Here is a 19,246-nt window from a genome sequence, read left to right as displayed (position 1 = left end):
AAATCACTTAAATAAATTGTGACTGAACAATAGACTTAAAGCGTTCAGTAAACTGTCCATTCCAATAGGGATAATAAGGATATGGCGGATAGACCGCACTCACCTGATTTAAACGTTCGATCTGTTCAATCGACAGCTGAATATCTTTGGCAACAAGGTTATCTTGTAGTTGAGTTTGATTACGCGCACCAATCAATACACTGGATACCGTTGGGCGCTGTAATAACCAATTTAAGGCAATTTGCGGAATCGTATAGCCAGTTTCGACAGCGATCTGTTTTAACACATCAATCACATTATAGAGATGTACTTCGTTGACTGGTGGCGCAAATTGCGCTGTATCATGTAAGCGGCTTTGTGCTGGAATCGGATTCTCCCGATCAAATTTACCCGTCAATCTGCCCCAACCTAAAGGACTCCATACCACCGCACCAATTTGCTGGTCATCATTTAAGGGCATCAGCTCCCATTCATAATCACGGCCGATCAATGAGTAATAGACCTGATTAACCACAAACTTTTCATAGCCATATTGCTCAGCAATCGCCTGTGCCTTCATCAGTTGCCAACCTGAAAAATTTGAAGCACCAATGTAACGTACCTTGCCACTGCGGACCAGTTCATCAAGTGTTTTCATTAACTGAGGCAATGCAGTAAAACTATCAAACTGATGCAGCTGTAATACATCAATATAATCAGTTCCCAAGCGAGTTAAGGACTGTTCAACTGCAGACAATAGATAATGCCGACTAAATCCTGCATCATTTAGATGCTCTGAACTACGAATACCGATTTTGGTTGAAATAATAGTATGCTGCCGTTCTGATGCAAGTGCCTTACCAAGCATTCGTTCAGATTCTCCATCTGAATACACATCTGCTGTATCAAAGTAATTAATGCCTGCATCTAAACCAGCGCGAATCATCTGATTGGCTTCAGCTTGACTGGCTTGCCCCCAAGCAGCAAAGATTTGTCCCTGCCCACCTAAGGTCCCTGCACCAAATCCCAGTTCTGAAACCTTTAAACCTGAGTTTCCTAAAAAATGATATTTCATCATCTGTCTCTTAAACCTATAATTGCTTAAGTACAAAAATAGCGCTAGGGATTTATTTAAAAAACCACGATAATCAAGAAATACTTTTCTGATTTTATTGATAATGAATACAGAAGATTTTCAATTTTTTATTCGTGTTGCAGACTTAGGCTCAATTAGCAAAGCGGCACAGGATGCCAATATCTCGGTGTCGGTGGCCAGTCAGAAATTGCAGCGCTTAGAACAACAGCTACAACTGCGTTTATTTCATCGCACCACGCGAAAACTGACATTAACAGAGGAAGGTCGTGCTTTACTTGAACATGGTCGGCATTGGATTGCTGATTTTATTCACTTGCAAGAATCATTAAAGCTTAAAGATCAGCCGCTCACAGGTACACTTCGGATTACCACCTCCGCAACCTTTGGCACAAAAATTTTGATGCCTGTTATTACCGAGTTTGCGCTATTGCATTCTGAACTGAAAATTCATTTAGATCTGAATGACCAAAACATCGATCTTATTCAACAAGGTATGGACCTGGCGATTCGGATTGGTCAGTTAAAAAGCTCAAGTTTGGTTGCCAAGCGACTCAATACTAATCGACGTTTGCTCTGTGCTTCTCCAGCCTATTTACAAAAATATGGTGTACCAAAAACGTTATCCGATCTGAAGTTACATCGTTGTATTTTACAACAGCATGGTCAGGGTCTCACCAATCACTGGCACTTAATCAACGAAGACGGAGAAGTTGAACAGATTCATGTCGAGGGATATTTTGCAACCAACTCAGGTGAAGGCGTTCGGCAAGCGGCCTTAGCTGGTCTTGGTATTTCCAATCATTCAATCTGGCATGTAGCTGATGATCTTGCCACAGGCAAACTGGTGCAGATTTTGCCCGACTATCCTGTTGAAGCAACGGCAATTTACGCAGTATTTCCGCATCGAGAGCTGATCGCGCCTAAAGTACAACGCTTTTTAGATTATTTAACCGATTACTTTCAGCAGCGTGAATGATGAAAACTTTAGTACATCAGACTAATTTTCACCTTGTAATATTGATTACGCCCCCTGCAAAACCATGAAACATCCATTCATTGCACGCCCCATACAAGCAGCATGAAAAAAATAAGGATGGGGGCAAAGTTCTAATTTTTTCATACCACCGATGATTTAAAGCTTTCCCAAATCCCTTTCTGCCCCTCTTTAAGGCGTGGTGTCTGTCCCAATTTAATCCACGGCATATTCTCGCCATGAAAATCACTACCGATCGAAACAGCTAAATCATACTGTTGAATCATACGATCCACCATTTGACGTGTCGAAGCAGGTTCGATACTCGGTGGCAGTTCCACAGCATCACCACCTGATTCAGCAAATAGCTCAATCAAATAACGGATATTGGTGGCTGACAGATCATATCTTGTCGGATGTGCAAGTACGGCGAAACCCTGACTGGCATGAATCACATCAATGGTTTCTTTAAGGCCCATGCCTTCAAATTTCACAAAGGCTTTTTTGCCTTCTTTCAGAAAACGATCAAAGGCCTGCTGTGGGCGACTGACAATATTCTTTTCGACTAAGGCTTTGGCAATATGGGTTCGGGTCACACGATCTGCTTCCCCATCTACTTGGGCAATCACATCAGGATAAATATCAAAATCGATACATTTTTCTAAGAGCTGACAAATCACCTTTGCCCGTTCAGCACGGACTTTTTTCTGTTGTTCCAGCATCGCCTTGATCGGTGCTTCATCTTGCATATTCAGGGCAACGATATGTACACCATAACTCTTCTTGGTATTTGGTCGAGACCATTGGCTGGAAATTTCCACACCCGAAATGATTTGAATATCATGTGCTTGGGCGTAATCTTGGGCACGCACCAAGCCATCCATGGTGTCATGGTCTGTCACTGCAAGCGTGTGGATTTTTAAATCGACAGCAGCCTGTACCAATTGCTCAGGAGAGAAGGTACCATCGGAAATGAGCGTATGTGTGTGTAAATCGACACCGAACATGGTTTGTATTATGCTATCTGACCTATTTCATCATCGTACTGTAACATGAAAGCGTTGCTCGACTATCTACCGATTATTATCTTCTTTTACTTTTATAAAACCACCGATCCTAAAGATAGTCATCACCCTTTGCTACAGTTGGTGGGTAGCTCAGGAAATCTCGATCAAAATCATATTCTTGTTGCAACTTGTGCATTACTAATCTCGACCTTGGTGGTTTATGGCTGCTTGTTCTTTTTCCAAAAATTCAAACTGGAAAAAATGCAGTGGTTCATTGTCGGAATGTCCGTCATTTTTGGTGGAATTACCCTGATCTTTAGTGATGTAACCTATATTAAAATGAAAGCCATCATTATCAATATCGGCATTGGATTAGGCTTCCTGGTGACGCCATTATTTAATAAAGAACGCATGCCAATTATCCAAAAACTTTTAGGCTCGTTATTAGAACTCAGCCCTAAAGGTTGGTTAAAGTTGAACTGGGCATGGTGCGGACAATTCTTTTTGCTTGCAGCTTTGCATTTCTTCTTTGGTTTTGTCTATATGCAAGGAAAATATTGGGGCGAATTCACCGCTTTCGGCGATATTATCGTTTCTCTGAGTTACCTAGCTGCTATACTGTTTTTCTTAAGAAAGCATTTTAAAACCACTGAATAGATTTTAAATCATCGAGCTACTGCCATGCCATATTTTGTGCTGACTTGTACTGATCGCGAAGGTACTTTGGAAAAACGTTTAGCCACCCGCCCACAACATATTGAACGTCTACAAAAGTTAGATGATGAAGGACGTTTAATTGCGGCAGGTGCACATCCGAAAGATCCAAATGATCCACAAGCTGTTTTTTTGGGCAGTACCATGATTGTCGAGTTTGATAGTCGTGAATCCTTAGATGCTTGGATTCAGGAAGAGCCATTTTTAAAAGAAGGGATTTACTCAAATATTGACGTAAAACCTTTCAACAAAGCTTTTCCAAAAGGGTAAATCATGCAAGTTGTCGTAAAAAGCGTATTGGCTTTATGTTTATTTAGTTCTACTGCATGGGCAGTTGAACCAGCAACACCTGCGGCTCCAGCAGCCAACACAACCCCAGCGCAACCCAATGCAACAGCCGCTACGTCAACCAATGCGGCTACCGCAGCAGCCAAACCGCTGACCGCCGAGCAAATTGCCAAAGCCAAACAGCAGCAAGATGCAAAAGTCAAAGCCATGATTCAAGATCAAGCCAGCCGCTTGAAACAACTTGAACATGCCAATTTAGAAGCACTTTCGCAGAACCAAGAATTACAGTTAAAAAATGACAACCTGACTGTACAAGTTCAAGTTTTACAAAGTGAACGCAGTGCTCAAATGTTTTTATACGGCGCAATGACCATTGCTGTGGGGGTCATTCTCGGCTTCTTAATTGCCAGTTATGTTCACACTAAACGTCGTCGTCAGTGGTAAATCCCAACATTTTATTTATGTCTCAATCTACAAAATTACAAACAGCCGAATTAGACTGGGAACTGGTCGATGGTATCGAAGTTCCCATTTCTAAACAGTTTGGCGATGTCTACTTTTCCAAAGATAACGGTTTACTTGAAACACGCCATGTTTTTTTAAATGGTAATGACTTAACCGAACGTCTGTCACAACTCAATGACTATCAATACTTTTGTGTCGGTGAAACAGGTTTTGGTACAGGCTTAAACATTCTGACCCTGTGGCAACTTTGGCAGCAGGTTCGTCCAGATAATCACAGTCACTTACATGCCATCAGTGTTGAAAAATTCCCATTGAATAAAGCGGATCTAATCCGCGCACTGAATGTCTGGCCTGAACTTAAGCCACTTGCAGAACAGCTGATTCAACAATATCCCCTGCCTATCGCAGGCTGCCACCGCTTAAGTTTTCCTGAAGAACGTTTTAGTATTGATTTATGGTTGGGCGATGCTCAGGATATTTTTCCAAGTATCCCGAAGACTCAAGCCGTGAATGCATGGTTTCTCGATGGTTTTGCGCCTTCATGCAATCCCGATATGTGGCAGGAAAATGTACTCAATCACATTGTGCGTTTATCTGAGTTTGGAACGACATTTGCGTCCTTTAGTGTTGCTGGTGTACTGAAACGTGGACTGAAACAACATGGCGTGCAAATTAGCCGCCCACGTGGTTTCGGTCATAAACGTGAAATGTTGAAAGCCATTTGGTTAGATACGTCATCCGAAACATCTGACCAAGCTGATTCAGAACAAAACCATGCAACCTCGCAAGCTGCATTGAAAATAATACCACGCCAGATCGCGATTATTGGCGCGGGAATCGCGGGTTTAAGCGCAGCATGGGCATTTGCTCAACGTGGTCATCAAGTCACCGTTTACGAGCAAAATGAGCCTCTCTCAGGTGCATCAGGCAATCCCCTTGCTTTACTCAATCCCAAGCTGTGTCCAATTGAACAGGCACATGAACATTTGATGACCTTAAGCTGGCAACATGCATTGAATTTTTATCCTAGATTCAAAGCATTTAGACCCATTCAAGTCCAACAAATGGCTTTAAAAAATGCGGATGAATTACTCAACTTAGCGGAACAGTATCCTTCGGGCGTCTTATCCACTCAAGATCAGCAGGATGCAACACCTGAAACTGATTATCCAAGCTTGACGCTACATCAGGCGGGTGCAGTATCTCCACAGCTACTGCGTGATGAAATTTTGCTACATCCGAATATCAAAATCGAAAAAGCAAAAATTTCTCGCTTAAATAACGCAGACAACCAAACTGAGCTTTGGCAAGATCAACAGCTCATTGCAACAGCCGATGATGTGATTGTGTGTTGTGCCAAGCAAAGTGCTAAGCTATTTGAAAACTACCCCGTGTTAAAACCAATTCGTGGACAAGTCAGCTGGGTTGAGAATCGCGAGCAACCTCTAGCTTTAGATCAAGCCTACAGTTATGGCGGTTATTGTATGCAACTGGATGCCGCTCAATTGATTCTAGGCGCATCCTTTTATCCCAATCGAGACGATATTGAAGTTTTAGCAGAAGATCATGTGCATAACTACGAACTTATCCACAGTGTCTTCCCTGAATACGCACAACAGCTTCCATCCACTGAAACATGGCAAGGCCGTGCCTCTGTGCGCGCACAAAGTCTGGATTATTTCCCTCTGGTCGGGAAAATGCAAAATCACCAGCAAATCTATACTTTTGCAGGTCTAGGTTCTAAGGGATTCTTGTTTGCGCCCTTGTGTAGCGAAGTATTAGCAGCTTTGGTACTTGGAGAACTTTGTCCAATTCCGCAATCATTATTGGATAAACTCAATCCACAGCGTTTTCAAAAGAAGATTAAGGCAAAGAAACCGTATTATTCTGGTTAAATATTTTTTAATTTTAAAATAACTGAAATCTAAAATTTTGAATTGGCCAAAATACAGCTGTATTTTGGCCAATCTTTTGAGTGCTTTAAGCGCCTTGTTCTAAAGGCAAGCCTGCATCACGCGCTGCGCGTGTGCCACCCATTAACACAACATATTCACGAGAACCATCCATACCGTCTAACAGCTCTGCTGCACGCGGTGCTTTACTTCCGCCACCACATAAAATATAAATCGGCTGATCCGCTGCAACTTGAGTCAAACTATCCGCAGTGATATCAGTAATTGGACGATTCACCGCCCCTTTAACATGAGCCTCTGTATACGCTTTGGTATCTCGGACATCCCAGATGACAGCGCCTTCTGGGAACTCAAATGTTGTAATTTCTTGTTTACGGATCATTGTGCACTCCTTTGATGTAAACAACACTTGGCAAATGAAGAAAACCCCCTTAGCATCTCAAATATTCTTTCCCTTTGTAAAGGTCTAACCATGCCTTCTTTTGATATTGTTTCTGAATTAGAGTTATTTGAAGTTAATCACGCTGTACAAAATACAGAAAAAGAGATCGCAACACGTTTTGACTTTCGAGGACAAGACGTTTCAATTGAGTTAAATGAGAAAAATAAAGAGATCAAAATCTCAACTGAAAGCGATTTCCAATGTGAGCAAGTTTATACCATGCTTGAAAATCACTTCTACAAACGTAAAATTGATGTACAAGCTTTAGATCCGCAAAAAGCCACTGCTTCTGGTAAAAATGTCGTGCAAGTGATCAAGCTGAAAGATGGACTTGACTCAGATACCGCAAAAAAAATTAATAAAGCCATTAAAGAAAGTGGCATCAAAGCGCAATCTTCTATCCAAGGAGACAAAATCCGTGTCACGGATAAAAAGCGCGATACTTTGCAACAAGTGATGAACTTTTTACGTGAACAACAATTTGGTCTGCCACTGCAATTTAATAATTTCAAAGATTAAGCAATAGGTTCACTATGGCAAAAGATAACCGTCTTTATAAGCTGGTTAAAACCACGTCTAAATTTCCAAAGGGCATTCGCAGTACCTTATGGAGTAAAGCCTTTGGACGTGTGGTTCCAATGGTTGGAACAGCAAATATTCGCTATTTAGAAGTGGATAAAGACCACGTCACTGTTCGCATTGAAAACCAACGTAATATGCAAAATCATATTAAAGGCGTTCATGCAGCAGCGATGGCTTTATTGTCTGAAACAGCAACAGGCTTTTTAACAGGTTTACATGTACCAGATGATCGGATTTTGTTGATCAAATCATTACATGTTGACTATTTAAAAGTTGCTCAAGGCGGTTTAACAGCAACTGCAGCATTATCAGCAGATCAACAAAAGTTTATTGCGGATAATGATAAAGGCGAGTTATTGGTGCCAGTGACAGTGATTGATGATTCAGGCAATGAACCAATCCAATGCCAAATGCTTTGGGCTTGGTTACCAAAACGTAAAAAATAATAACCGATCTAGGCTATTCTAGTGACAGTATTATCATCAGGATGCAAACATCACTCTTTGTGTTCTGATGATAAAATGAAAAAAATACTCCTCCTTTCTCATTTTTTTATAGTACTCAATCTAGCAACATATTCTAGTCAAGTGCTCGCCGCTGATTCTTCAGCTCCAATGCTCTCAAAACAGATCAATTCTTTAGCTGAACAAAACAAGAAAATTGTCACTGATTTTTATGAAGGTGTTTTCTTGAAACACCAAGTGAAACAATATGCCGATCGTTATATTGGGGATCAATATATTCAACATAATCCGAATGTACCTGATGGTAAGGCACCTTTTGTAAACTTCTTTACTCAAAAATTTAGTAATAATCCTCAGGCAAAGAATGTCATCAAGAAAACAATTGCTGAAGGGGATTTAGTCGTCCTGCATGTGCATTCTACGGAGAATGATAGCGATCGAGGTCGAGCCATTATTGATATATTCCGTGTGGAAAATGGAAAAATTGTAGAGCATTGGGATGTCATACAAAATATTCCTGAAAAGAGTCAGAATTCCAACACCATGTTCTAACAGCGCACAAAAAATAAAGCCCAAACTGATTTGGGCTTTATACTTAAAATACTTAGATCAATCTTTCAATCATTAGTATCAACTGCTGCAAATATTCCGCATCAATCTGATCAAATTGATTCAGTTCATCACTATCAATGTCCAAGACACCAACACACTCCCCACCCTTCATAATCGGCAGAACGATCTCCGATTTTGAAGCAGAGCTACAGGCAATATGTCCTGGGAACTGTTCCACATCAGGTACGACGATCACTTGCTGCTGTTGCCAAGCCGTTCCACACACGCCACGACCTTTGGCAATACGAGTACAGGCGATTGGGCCTTGAAATGGGCCTAAAACCAATTCATTGTCCTTAACTAGATAAAAACCAATCCAAAACCAGCCAAATTGCTGTTTTAACGCTGCGCAGATATTAGCGAGATTGGCAATCACATCTGACTCATCTTCAACAATCGCTTGAATCTGTGGAATGATACTTTGATATTGCTCAGCTTTATGACCTTGCTGTAAAACTAATTCTTCTGCCATGCTTATATTCCAATGAAAAGTATTGCCAAGCTACTCACTTGTTGAAGCTTATAGTGTTGCTGCAAATGCCTGTTTAATCTCTTCTGAGATCAAACGTTTCTTACCATTTACATCCACCGCGACAAAGGTAAATACACCCTCGGTAATACGCACTGGTTCACGGGAGTCATCATGACTATTCCACACCTCGATTTGAACCTGCACTGAGCTGCCGCCAACTTTCAGAATTTTGGTATAGCAACTAATCACATTGCCCACTTTGACAGGTACAAGGAAGGTCATCTGATTAATCGCAATGGTTGCACAACGACCTTTACTAAAACGTTCAACATGAATCGCTCCAGCTAAATCCATCTGAGAAACAATCCAACCTCCAAAAACATCACCACTCCAATTGGTATCAGCAGGCATGGCAATATTTTGTAGAGATAAAATCCCTTCAGGATGATTTGGGCGTTCACTCATGTTAATGTCCTTGATGTTGCTGTAATTGCTGATCTAACCATTGCTGTAATTCAGGTGCGCGTAAGGCTCCACTAATTCTCGCCAATTCAGTGGTTTTATTCATTAAGACTAAGGTCGGAATACTACGCACATTAAAGGCAGCGCTTAAACGTGGATTAGCTTCGGTATCAATTTTGGCAAAAATCACATAGGGATTTTGCTTGGCAACCTGAGCAAAGTGAGGTGCCATCATCTTGCAGGGACCACACCACTCTGCCCACAAGTCAATCAATACAGGCAGATCTGAATTACTGATGAAGTTACTGAAATTTTGTTCATTGAGTTCAATCGGCTCTAAAGGCAATAAAGCTTTATGGCATTGCCCACAGTTTGGATGAACCGCTAACTTTTCTTCGGGTACACGATTTTTTGCACCACATGATGCACAGACAATAATCATCTACATCACTCCAATATGTTGATGTAAAAATTCTAATTGGGTTGTAACTGCTTTTTCAAACCAAGAACCATGATAAACATCAAAATGTTTCATTTCCCACTCATGATAGCTCACAAATGGCGCAATATTGGTCGCAGCTTCCCGACTCGATTCAATTGGAATCAACGTGTCATGCTTTGCTGCAATAAATAAAACAGGAATATTAATTTTACGAACAAACTGAATCGGACGATAACGCATTAAATTAAAGAACACCCTTGCAGGGACTTCTCCGCTCCAATAATAGTCAGGATTTACAATTGAATGATAGCCATAATAACTATCTGAAGTCGGTAGGAAACACAATCGATATTGATCGACGACAGGTAAGGTTTTAGGCACCAACCCCATCTTAGATCCCATATAATCCTGACTGGAGCGCTTTAATGCTTCGGGATAACGTTGCAAAGGGTAAAGCTTAGCCGTCTCAGCCCCATCAACATAGGGGACTTGTACCATGACCGCCTGAATGTTTTTCAGGTCTGTTGCCAGACTTAAGGCATATCCACCACTGAGCGAAGTTCCCCATAAGATAATCCGTCGACTATCAATCAGCTTGCAATTTGAAGCATATTGAACAATGGTCTTCCAGTCATCAAGTTGGGCGCTGAGTGAAACCAATTCTCGTGGCTTCCCTGTACTGCCACCCCAATTACGATAATCGAATAAAATCACCGCATAACCTGCTTGAGCAAAACGCTGCGCATATTGAACCAGTTTAAATTGACGCAAACCCGCAAAACCATGCGCCATGATAATCACCGCAGCTTTGGTATTGGCTTTAGGTAGATAGAAATCCGCAGCGATGGTTTCATCACCACTTGCAACATACAACGGCTCAACGGTATAGGTATGCATGCGCGCTCCATTGCCTTATCTTTTAATTATCATCACTTATTTACTATAGACATTTAAACCCAAGATCGAGCTTAATGCTATGATAGAGCATAAAATGTTTTGTTTGTTTTTGGAGTGACAAGATGACAGAGAATGTTGGTTTTGCAGGTCAAATTGGCCCTGAGCATGTTGAGCAAGTGGTTGAGAAAGGCTTTAAATCGATTATTAATAACCGTCCAGATATGGAAGGCGGTTCTGAGCAGCCAACCAGTGCACAGATCGAAGAATCAGCGCGTACTGCGGGTTTAGACTATGTCTATCAACCTGTCGTAGCAGGTCAAATCACTGAACTCGATGTCCGTACATTCGCCAATCATTATAATGAACTGCCAAAACCAATTTTAATGTTCTGCCGTACTGGTAACCGTTCGAATAATTTATATCAGATTGCTAAACAAATGGATTTACTGGACGATTAAATTCATTACATTTCATTACCTGATCCAAATAGTTAAAGCTTTGTATTTATAAGATGATGGTTCTTTTTCAATAGATCAAGAACCATGTCAAAACTCGCCATTATCCTTTTCTGTATTCTCTCTATCTCAGCTTGTAGTTCTTTCCAAGTTCGTCCGACAGCGACAGTGAGTGTAGGTACAAGTTTATAAAAAAAACAGCACCGAAGTGCTGTTTTTTTCAAAATTACTTTTCTACTTATAAGCGACAAAAATAGTTGAAACCTTACCATCTGGAGCAGCCACAGATACTTTGAAGGTATCACCTACAGCACACTCTTTTAAACGATAACCATAAAAGGCTTGTGTACTATTTTTAAAAGTCGTTGGTGTCAGAAGATTAAATACATTAGCCACAGGTGAGCTACCTTGCACTAATTCAGCGGTGCAAGATAAATTATTATCTTTAGTATTATCTTCAGGCGTAACGCTTACAGTAGAACCTGTTGGCATAGGAACACCTTGCATACTATTCCCATATAAGCCAAAAGATAATAAGCCATTACTCGCATCAATATTTGTAAATGTTGCCGTATTCTCTGAAAATGCAAATACTAATTGCTGGCGTAAAATAGAATCTAAATTATCGTCACAAGTATCAGCAATATTTGGCTGACTGATCGTGGAGGATGCACATGCAGCCTTGTTACCTACAATTTTTCGGTTGTAAAGAAACTCTCCAATACCATAGTTATTATCATATTGATTATTTTCATTATCATCACGGAAGAAGCTACCAATATTGCTAAGAAGCTTATCAACCCCTTTAGTATAAAGGTTATCGCCATCTAAATCAGTAAAACTCTTATCCCCTTCAACATAAGCTAAAACGGTAACACGGTTGTCTAAAGGACGTGGGTCTTGAACCGATAAAGTGACCGAACAACGACCATTGTTTGTCGAACAATTCGGAGTAACGACTCCACCTTCGCTAATAAAACTCACCACAGTTCCATTAGGTACAGGATTGCCCGTGCGGTCTCTTAACATGACATTAATAGTTGCGCTATCACCATCGACTTTATTTTGCAATGCATTTTTACTCACGGATAGACTAAAGCCATCTTGAGTTGTACGCCCTGTTGAAACAGAAACATTTTTAGATAATGCTGAAACAGCAATATTAGAGGCTAGAGTTGCTTTGATCTCAACAGGCCCTGGTTTATCACCTGGATATAATGTAACAACAACTTTACCATTTGGGTCACTTTTGACAGTTTTCGGATTTTGATTACCTAAAGAGATAAAGCTTAAATCTTCTGGAGCTCGAACTAGCTCTATATTTACATTTTTATTTGCAGCAGGAGTTCCATTCGCATATAAAGTAAATTCAATTTGGCCTGATGCAGCAGTACCACTACTTCTAATACCTAAACTCACTGGACTTGATGTTGTATATTTTAAAGAATTAGCTTCAATTGCAGCAATATTCACATCAACTTTTGATTCTGGAATATTTGAACCTGATGCTCGAATAGTCTGCTGACCTTCACATAGTTTCCCATCAGCTCCAATTGCTTTATAAGAGGTTGTTACATCCCCTTGATTTGACGAAACAACACTTGCTGGTTCAAATGTTCCACATGTTGTACTAAAGCTTACAGTAACATTATTCTGATTAGCCTTCGTACTTGAGTCTTGTGTCTTCAAGGTAATATTCGTAGATGCGCCCGATTCTAATTGAGTTGCGGCAGCAGCCATCCCAACTAAAACAATATTTGCGGCTTGTAAAACAAAATTATATGGCTTCGTCGCAGCTGTTGTACCATTAAAGCTTGTTGTCGCAGAAAGCTGATATGCACCTGTTGCATTCAAATCTTGCGGCTTTATCGAAATACTTGCTTCCCCATCAGCATTCGTCAGTACTGCACCATTTGTTGTACCAAAAGAGACACCTTCACCAGTGAAAGTAACGATTGCTCCACTGATCCCCTTCCCTGATGCATCCGTCACTTTTACTTTAGCAGTTGCACCAGCCGCAGTAATCGAGTTTGTTACGGTATTATTCGTATCATATAAAGTAATATTTGTAATATTTACTGCTGTTACAGGAGTCTGTCCATTGCCGCCAGAGGAACTATTATCATTTGAACCGTAATAGCCACCGCCTCCGCCACCACAACTAGCTAATAACACAGAGACAGCAATTGCAGACAACTTTAAAGTAAGTTGTTTTTTATTCATACTCATTCCTTTTAACCCCGATCAAATCCCAAAATGGAATTAGATTTTTCATTATAAAAATATGTCTAATGTAACCATAATATAGATTTTGTGTAAATAAAGTTTATCTTCAAGTAAGGAGGATTAAAGTGAACTTAATCAAACTATTTTATTAAATCGAGATATTTTCTATAACTTTTAACAAATAAATAATGAATGGAATAAATTTTAGAATCGATCTAAATTAAAACAGGATTAAATAAAAACTTAGAATAATGCTAAAAGCAGAATCTATTTCATTTTCTTCTACCAATTTTCTTCCGTCCAATAAAAAACACCCCCAACCGTTAGGTTGGGGGTGTTTAGTATTTAAAAGCTGGCGATGACTTACTCTCACATGGCAAGTGCCACACTACCATCAGCGCTAAGAGGTTTCACTTCTGAGTTCGGGAAGGGATCAGGTGGTTCACTCTTGCTATTGTCGCCAGCAAACTGTTGTGGTGCTTTCGGGTCTTAATCACGATGTATTGTCGTATGCCTTACTTACGGTCCAAAGAGTTATTAACGGATTAGATAATTGGTCTGTATTGTAACTAGTTTATTCACTAAATCAAGTTCAATCAGTTGTTTTCACTTCTGACTGTTTGGTTTTGAATCGAATTGAGCTTTATATACAACTGCTTGGGTGTTGTATAGTCAAGCCTCACGAGCAATTAGTATTGGTCAGCTTCACACGTCACCGTGCTTCCACACCCAACCTATCAACGTCCTAGTCTCGAACGGCTCTTTAGAGGAATAAATTCCTAGGGAAATCTTATCTTGAGGTAGGCTTCCCGCTTAGATGCTTTCAGCGGTTATCCCTTCCGAACATAGCTACCCGGCGATGCGACTGGCGTCACAACCGGTACACCAGAGGTTCGTCCACTCTGGTCCTCTCGTACTAGGAGCAGATCCTCTCAAATTTCCAGCGCCCACGGTAGATAGGGACCGAACTGTCTCACGACGTTCTAAACCCAGCTCGCGTACCTCTTTAAATGGCGAACAGCCATACCCTTGGGACCTGCTTCAGCCCCAGGATGAGATGAGCCGACATCGAGGTGCCAAACACCGCCGTCGATATGAACTCTTGGGCGGTATCAGCCTGTTATCCCCAGAGTACCTTTTATCCGTTGAGCGATGGCCCTTCCATACAGAACCACCGGATCACTAAGACCTACTTTCGTACCTGCTCGACTTGTGGGTCTCGCAGTTAAGCGCGCTTTTGCCTTTATACTCTACGCGTGATTTCCGACCACGCTGAGCGCACCTTCGTACTCCTCCGTTACTCTTTAGGAGGAGACCGCCCCAGTCAAACTACCCACCAGACATGGTCCTCGCCCCGGATTACGGGGCAGAGTTAGAACCTCAACATTACCAGGGTGGTATTTCAAGGACGGCTCCATTAGAACTAGCGTTCTAACTTCAAAGCCTCCCACCTATCCTACACAAGTAAGGTCAAAGTTCAATGTCAAGCTGCAGTAAAGGTTCACGGGGTCTTTCCGTCTAGCCGCGGGTACACTGCATCTTCACAGCGATTTCGATTTCACTGAGCCTCTGCTGGAGACAGCGCCGCCATCATTATGCCATTCGTGCAGGTCGGAACTTACCCGACAAGGAATTTCGCTACCTTAGGACCGTTATAGTTACGGCCGCCGTTTACTGGGGCTTCGATCAAGAGCTTCGCTTACGCTAACCCCATCAATTAACCTTCCAGCACCGGGCAGGCATCACACCCTATACGTCCACTTTCGTGTTTGCAGAGTGCTATGTTTTTAATAAACAGTTGCAGCGGCCTGGTTTCTGTTGCTGCCAATAGCTCAGGGAGCAAGTCCCATCACCGTCAGCAGCGTACCTTCTCCCGAAGTTACGGTACCATTTTGCCTAGTTCCTTCAGCAGAGTTCTCTCAAGCGCTTTGGTCTACTCGACCTGACCACCTGTGTCGGTTTCGGGTACGATTCCTGTGTAACTGAAGCTTAGAGACTTTTCCTGGAAGCATGGTATCAGCCACTTCACTGTACAAGTACAGCTTGCTATCAGTTCTCAGCATAGAGTACCCCGGATTTGCCTAAGATACATGCCTACAACCTTCCACCTAGACAACCAACGCCAGGCTGACTTAACCTTCTCCGTCCTCTCATCGCATTACACAGAAGTATTGGAATATTAACCAATTTCCCATCGACTACGCCTCTCGGCCTCGCCTTAGGGGTCGACTCACCCAGCCCCGATTAACGTTGGACTGGAACCCTTGGTCTTTCAGCGAACGGGTTTTTCACCCGTTTTGTCGTTACTCACGTCAGCATTCGCACTTCTGATACCTCCAGCATACTTCTCAATACACCTTCATCGGCTTACAGAACGCTCCCCTACCACTTGACTTAAAGTCAAATCCGCAGCTTCGGCACATAGTTTTAGCCCCGTTACATCTTCCGCGCAGGCCGACTCGACTAGTGAGCTATTACGCTTTCTTTAAAGGGTGGCTGCTTCTAAGCCAACCTCCTAGCTGTCTATGCCTTCCCACATCGTTTCCCACTTAACTATGATTTTGGGGCCTTAGCTGGCGGTCTGGATTGTTTTCCTCTTGACTACGGACGTTAGCACCCGCAGTCTGTCTCCCGGATAGTACTCATTGGTATTCGGAGTTTGCATCGGTTTGGTAAGTCGGGATGACCCCCTAGCCGAAACAGTGCTCTACCCCCAATGGTATTCGTCCGAGGCGCTACCTAAATAGCTTTCGGGGAGAACCAGCTATCACCAGGCTTGATTAGCCTTTCACCCCTATCCACAAGTCATCCCCTGGCTTTTCAACGACAGTGGGTTCGGTCCTCCAGTTAGTGTTACCCAACCTTCAACCTGCTCATGGATAGATCGCCTGGTTTCGGGTCTATACCCAGCAACTAAACGCCCTATTAAGACTCGATTTCTCTACGGCTCCCCTATTCGGTTAACCTTGCTACTGAATATAAGTCGCTGACCCATTATACAAAAGGTACGCAGTCACCGAACAAGTCGGCTCCCACTGCTTGTATGCATGCGGTTTCAGGATCTATTTCACTCCCCTCACAGGGGTTCTTTTCGCCTTTCCCTCACGGTACTGGTTCACTATCGGTCAGTCAGGAGTATTTAGCCTTGGAGGATGGTCCCCCCATATTCAGACAAGGTTTCACGTGCCTCGCCCTACTCGTCATCATTGTGTGTGCCCTTTCGTGTACGGGAATATCACCCTCTACGTTCGCACTTCCCAGAGCGTTCCACTAGAACACACACAACTTAATGGGCTGCTCCCCGTTCGCTCGCCGCTACTAAGGGAATCTCAATTGATTTCTTTTCCTAAGGGTACTGAGATGTTTCACTTCCCCTCGTTCGCTTCATAAGCCTATGTATTCAGCTTATGATACCCGCCTTATAGCGGGTGGGTTCCCCCATTCAGAAATCTCCGGATCAAAGGATATTTGCCGCCTCCCCGGAGCTTATCGCAGGCTATTACGTCTTTCATCGCCTCTGACTGCCAAGGCATCCACCACATGCACTTAATTACTTGACTATACAACCCCAAACAGTCGTTAACACATACAAGTGAGTGTTATCGTTGCAAACTTAATTGCTACTATCTGTTGTCTGTGAATTTAATCACTATACAGCTTCAATCTAATTCATATACCAAAACGCTTGATTCAGTGTTTTTGCTAGTTCTCAGATTAATTCTTCATCTAACTGAAATACTTACGTATTACCGTTAGTGTCAAATTAATCGAGTTTGAACAATTTATTTCAGACTCAATTTTCTAATCTGTTAATGATTAACTACCACCTCGTCGGTGAGTAGTAAACTGTGATAAATCACAGAAGTTAATAAACCAAGATCATTCGATCTTCTTATTTATTAATTTCTATAAGCTATCTTTGGAATTTAACTTTCGTTTTCTACATTACTTCGTAATGTATGGTGGAGACTAGGAGAGTCGAACTCCTGACCTCCTGCGTGCAAAGCAGGCGCTCTACCAACTAAGCTAAGTCCCCAGCTTATCACTTAATGAACGACATATCTTTCAATCTAAGCTACTGCAATCAGATTTGGTGGGTCTGACAAGACTTGAACTTGTGACCCCACGCTTATCAAGCGTGTGCTCTAACCAACTGAGCTACAGACCCTCAGATACATCTTCGAAGAACAACTTGTTGTGGATTCTTACCGGTCACCAATCTTTCGTTAAGGAGGTGATCCAGCCGCAGGTTCCCCTACGGCTACCTTGTTACGACTTCACCCCAGTCATCGGCCACACCGTGGTAAGCGTCCTCCTTACGGTTAGACTACCTACTTCTGGTGCAACAAACTCCCATGGTGTGACGGGCGGTGTGTACAAGGCCCGGGAACGTATTCACCGCGGCATTCTGATCCGCGATTACTAGCGATTCCGACTTCATGGAGTCGAGTTGCAGACTCCAATCCGGACTACGATCGGCTTTTTGAGATTAGCATCCTATCGCTAGGTAGCAACCCTTTGTACCGACCATTGTAGCACGTGTGTAGCCCTGGTCGTAAGGGCCATGATGACTTGACGTCGTCCCCGCCTTCCTCCAGTTTGTCACTGGCAGTATCCTTAAAGTTCCCGGCTTAACCCGCTGGCAAATAAGGAAAAGGGTTGCGCTCGTTGCGGGACTTAACCCAACATCTCACGACACGAGCTGACGACAGCCATGCAGCACCTGTATGTAAGTTCCCGAAGGCACCAATCCATCTCTGGAAAGTTCTTACTATGTCAAGACCAGGTAAGGTTCTTCGCGTTGCATCGAATTAAACCACATGCTCCACCGCTTGTGCGGGCCCCCGTCAATTCATTTGAGTTTTAGTCTTGCGACCGTACTCCCCAGGCGGTCTACTTATCGCGTTAGCTGCGCCACTAAAGCCTCAAAGGCCCCAACGGCTAGTAGACATCGTTTACGGCATGGACTACCAGGGTATCTAATCCTGTTTGCTCCCCATGCTTTCGTACCTCAGCGTCAGTATTAGGCCAGATGGCTGCCTTCGCCATCGGTATTCCTCCAGATCTCTACGCATTTCACCGCTACACCTGGAATTCTACCATCCTCTCCCATACTCTAGCTGACCAGTATCGAATGCAATTCCTAAGTTAAGCTCAGGGATTTCACATCCGACTTAATCAGCCGCCTACGCACGCTTTACGCCCAGTAAATCCGATTAACGCTCGCACCCTCTGTATTACCGCGGCTGCTGGCACAGAGTTAGCCGGTGCTTATTCTGCGAGTAACGTCCACTCATCTTAGGTATTAACTAAGAGAGCCTCCTCCTCGCTTAAAGTGCTTTACAACCAAAAGGCCTTCTTCACACACGCGGCATGGCTGGATCAGGCTTCCGCCCATTGTCCAATATTCCCCACTGCTGCCTCCCGTAGGAGTCTGGGCCGTGTCTCAGTCCCAGTGTGGCGGATCATCCTCTCAGACCCGCTACAGATCGTCGCCTTGGTAGGCCTTTACCCCACCAACTAGCTAATCCGACTTAGGCTCATCATTTAGCGCAAGGTCCGAAGATCCCCTGCTTTCTCCCGTAGGACGTATGCGGTATTAGCATTCCTTTCGGAATGTTGCCCCCCACTAAATGGCAGATTCCTAAGCATTACTCACCCGTCCGCCGCTAAGTCATAGTGCAAGCACCATAACTCCGCTCGACTTGCATGTGTTAAGCCTGCCGCCAGCGTTCAATCTGAGCCATGATCAAACTC

General features: G+C 42.8%; 17 protein-coding genes, 2 tRNA genes and 3 rRNA genes. 9 read left to right on the top strand and 13 right to left on the bottom strand.

Translation table 11 applies throughout. The features are described 5' to 3' along the window. Positions 1–7: 7 nt before the first annotated feature. Positions 8–1,054 (bottom strand): aldo/keto reductase, encoded by a 1,047-nt coding sequence (locus F896_RS03830; RefSeq protein WP_016164725.1) that lies wholly within the window; start codon positions 1,052–1,054, stop codon positions 8–10. 103 nt (positions 1,055–1,157) lie between these two features. Between F896_RS03830 and F896_RS03835 the strand changes: the two genes are divergently transcribed. Further along, positions 1,158–2,051: a LysR family transcriptional regulator gene (locus F896_RS03835; RefSeq protein ID WP_016164724.1), complete on the top strand. Its 894-nt coding sequence runs from the start codon at positions 1,158–1,160 to the stop codon at positions 2,049–2,051. Positions 2,052–2,191: 140 nt separating this feature from the next. Here the strand turns inward: F896_RS03835 and F896_RS03840 are convergent, their stop codons facing one another. Continuing rightward, positions 2,192–3,055, bottom strand: coding sequence for a PHP domain-containing protein (locus F896_RS03840; protein ID WP_016164723.1), 864 nt, complete (start codon positions 3,053–3,055; stop codon positions 2,192–2,194). Between the two features lie 45 nt (positions 3,056–3,100). On the opposite strand from F896_RS03840, the gene F896_RS03845 reads away from it, so the two are divergent. From F896_RS03845 to mnmC, 4 genes are read left to right on the top strand one after another with little or no spacing between them, the layout of a single operon-like run. Next, the gene (locus F896_RS03845; RefSeq protein ID WP_016164722.1) at positions 3,101–3,712 is read left to right on the top strand and encodes a septation protein IspZ; all 612 of its coding nucleotides are present in this window, start codon (positions 3,101–3,103) and stop codon (positions 3,710–3,712) included. A gap of 24 nt (positions 3,713–3,736) precedes the next feature. After that, positions 3,737–4,039 carry a YciI family protein gene (locus tag F896_RS03850; protein ID WP_016164721.1) on the top strand — a complete coding sequence of 101 codons (303 nt, stop codon included), beginning with the start codon at positions 3,737–3,739 and terminating at the stop codon, positions 4,037–4,039. Positions 4,040–4,042: 3 nt separating this feature from the next. Continuing rightward, positions 4,043–4,501: an SH3 domain-containing protein gene (locus F896_RS03855; RefSeq protein ID WP_016164720.1), complete on the top strand. Its 459-nt coding sequence runs from the start codon at positions 4,043–4,045 to the stop codon at positions 4,499–4,501. A 17-nt stretch (positions 4,502–4,518) separates the two neighbouring features. Further along, positions 4,519–6,417, top strand: a complete 1,899-nt coding sequence (mnmC, locus tag F896_RS03860; RefSeq protein ID WP_016164719.1) for a bifunctional tRNA (5-methylaminomethyl-2-thiouridine)(34)-methyltransferase MnmC2/FAD-dependent 5-carboxymethylaminomethyl-2-thiouridine(34) oxidoreductase MnmC1 — start codon at positions 4,519–4,521, stop codon at positions 6,415–6,417. Between the two features lie 85 nt (positions 6,418–6,502). Here the strand turns inward: mnmC and F896_RS03865 are convergent, their stop codons facing one another. Then, positions 6,503–6,817 carry a rhodanese-like domain-containing protein gene (locus tag F896_RS03865; RefSeq protein WP_004804287.1) on the bottom strand — a complete coding sequence of 105 codons (315 nt, stop codon included), beginning with the start codon at positions 6,815–6,817 and terminating at the stop codon, positions 6,503–6,505. A 90-nt stretch (positions 6,818–6,907) separates the two neighbouring features. On the opposite strand from F896_RS03865, the gene F896_RS03870 reads away from it, so the two are divergent. The 3 genes from F896_RS03870 (at position 6,908) to F896_RS03880 (ending at position 8,475) form a co-directional block, all read left to right on the top strand. Further along, positions 6,908–7,396 carry a YajQ family cyclic di-GMP-binding protein gene (locus F896_RS03870; protein ID WP_004655922.1) on the top strand — a complete coding sequence of 163 codons (489 nt, stop codon included), beginning with the start codon at positions 6,908–6,910 and terminating at the stop codon, positions 7,394–7,396. Positions 7,397–7,410: 14 nt separating this feature from the next. Next, a complete protein-coding gene (locus tag F896_RS03875; RefSeq protein WP_016164718.1) occupies positions 7,411–7,905 on the top strand; it encodes a DUF4442 domain-containing protein in 495 nt (164 codons plus the stop codon). A 75-nt stretch (positions 7,906–7,980) separates the two neighbouring features. Next, positions 7,981–8,475 carry a nuclear transport factor 2 family protein gene (locus F896_RS03880; RefSeq protein ID WP_032882488.1) on the top strand — a complete coding sequence of 165 codons (495 nt, stop codon included), beginning with the start codon at positions 7,981–7,983 and terminating at the stop codon, positions 8,473–8,475. Positions 8,476–8,527: 52 nt separating this feature from the next. Here F896_RS03880 and F896_RS03885 read toward each other — a convergent pair whose 3' ends face one another. From F896_RS03885 to F896_RS03900, 4 genes are read right to left on the bottom strand one after another with little or no spacing between them, the layout of a single operon-like run. Then, positions 8,528–9,007, bottom strand: coding sequence for a GAF domain-containing protein (locus F896_RS03885; protein ID WP_016164716.1), 480 nt, complete (start codon positions 9,005–9,007; stop codon positions 8,528–8,530). A 48-nt stretch (positions 9,008–9,055) separates the two neighbouring features. Beyond that, positions 9,056–9,472 (bottom strand): acyl-CoA thioesterase, encoded by a 417-nt coding sequence (locus F896_RS03890; protein ID WP_004804279.1) that lies wholly within the window; start codon positions 9,470–9,472, stop codon positions 9,056–9,058. A gap of 1 nt (position 9,473) precedes the next feature. Beyond that, a complete protein-coding gene (gene trxC / locus F896_RS03895) occupies positions 9,474–9,911 on the bottom strand; it encodes a thioredoxin TrxC (protein WP_016164715.1) in 438 nt (145 codons plus the stop codon). Then, a complete protein-coding gene (locus tag F896_RS03900) occupies positions 9,912–10,808 on the bottom strand; it encodes an alpha/beta hydrolase (protein WP_016164714.1) in 897 nt (298 codons plus the stop codon). 122 nt (positions 10,809–10,930) lie between these two features. On the opposite strand from F896_RS03900, the gene F896_RS03905 reads away from it, so the two are divergent. Further along, a complete protein-coding gene (locus tag F896_RS03905; protein WP_016164713.1) occupies positions 10,931–11,266 on the top strand; it encodes a protein tyrosine phosphatase family protein in 336 nt (111 codons plus the stop codon). Positions 11,267–11,497: 231 nt separating this feature from the next. On the opposite strand, the gene F896_RS03910 is transcribed toward F896_RS03905, so the two are convergent. From F896_RS03910 to F896_RS03935, 6 genes are all read right to left on the bottom strand, one after another. After that, positions 11,498–13,486 carry an Ig-like domain-containing protein gene (locus tag F896_RS03910; protein ID WP_016164712.1) on the bottom strand — a complete coding sequence of 663 codons (1,989 nt, stop codon included), beginning with the start codon at positions 13,484–13,486 and terminating at the stop codon, positions 11,498–11,500. A 353-nt stretch (positions 13,487–13,839) separates the two neighbouring features. Continuing rightward, positions 13,840–13,954, bottom strand: a 5S ribosomal RNA gene (rrf, locus tag F896_RS03915). 203 nt (positions 13,955–14,157) lie between these two features. Beyond that, positions 14,158–17,049 (bottom strand): 23S ribosomal RNA (locus tag F896_RS03920). Between the two features lie 400 nt (positions 17,050–17,449). After that, a tRNA-Ala gene (locus F896_RS03925) sits at positions 17,450–17,525 on the bottom strand. A gap of 55 nt (positions 17,526–17,580) precedes the next feature. After that, positions 17,581–17,657, bottom strand: a tRNA-Ile gene (locus tag F896_RS03930). Positions 17,658–17,716: 59 nt separating this feature from the next. Further along, positions 17,717–19,246, bottom strand: a 16S ribosomal RNA gene (locus F896_RS03935); the annotation flags it as partial.

This window comes from Acinetobacter genomosp. 15BJ (assembly GCF_000400715.1).
Lineage (GTDB): Bacteria > Pseudomonadota > Gammaproteobacteria > Pseudomonadales > Moraxellaceae > Acinetobacter.
This window is presented reverse-complemented; position numbering and strand designations above follow the sequence as displayed.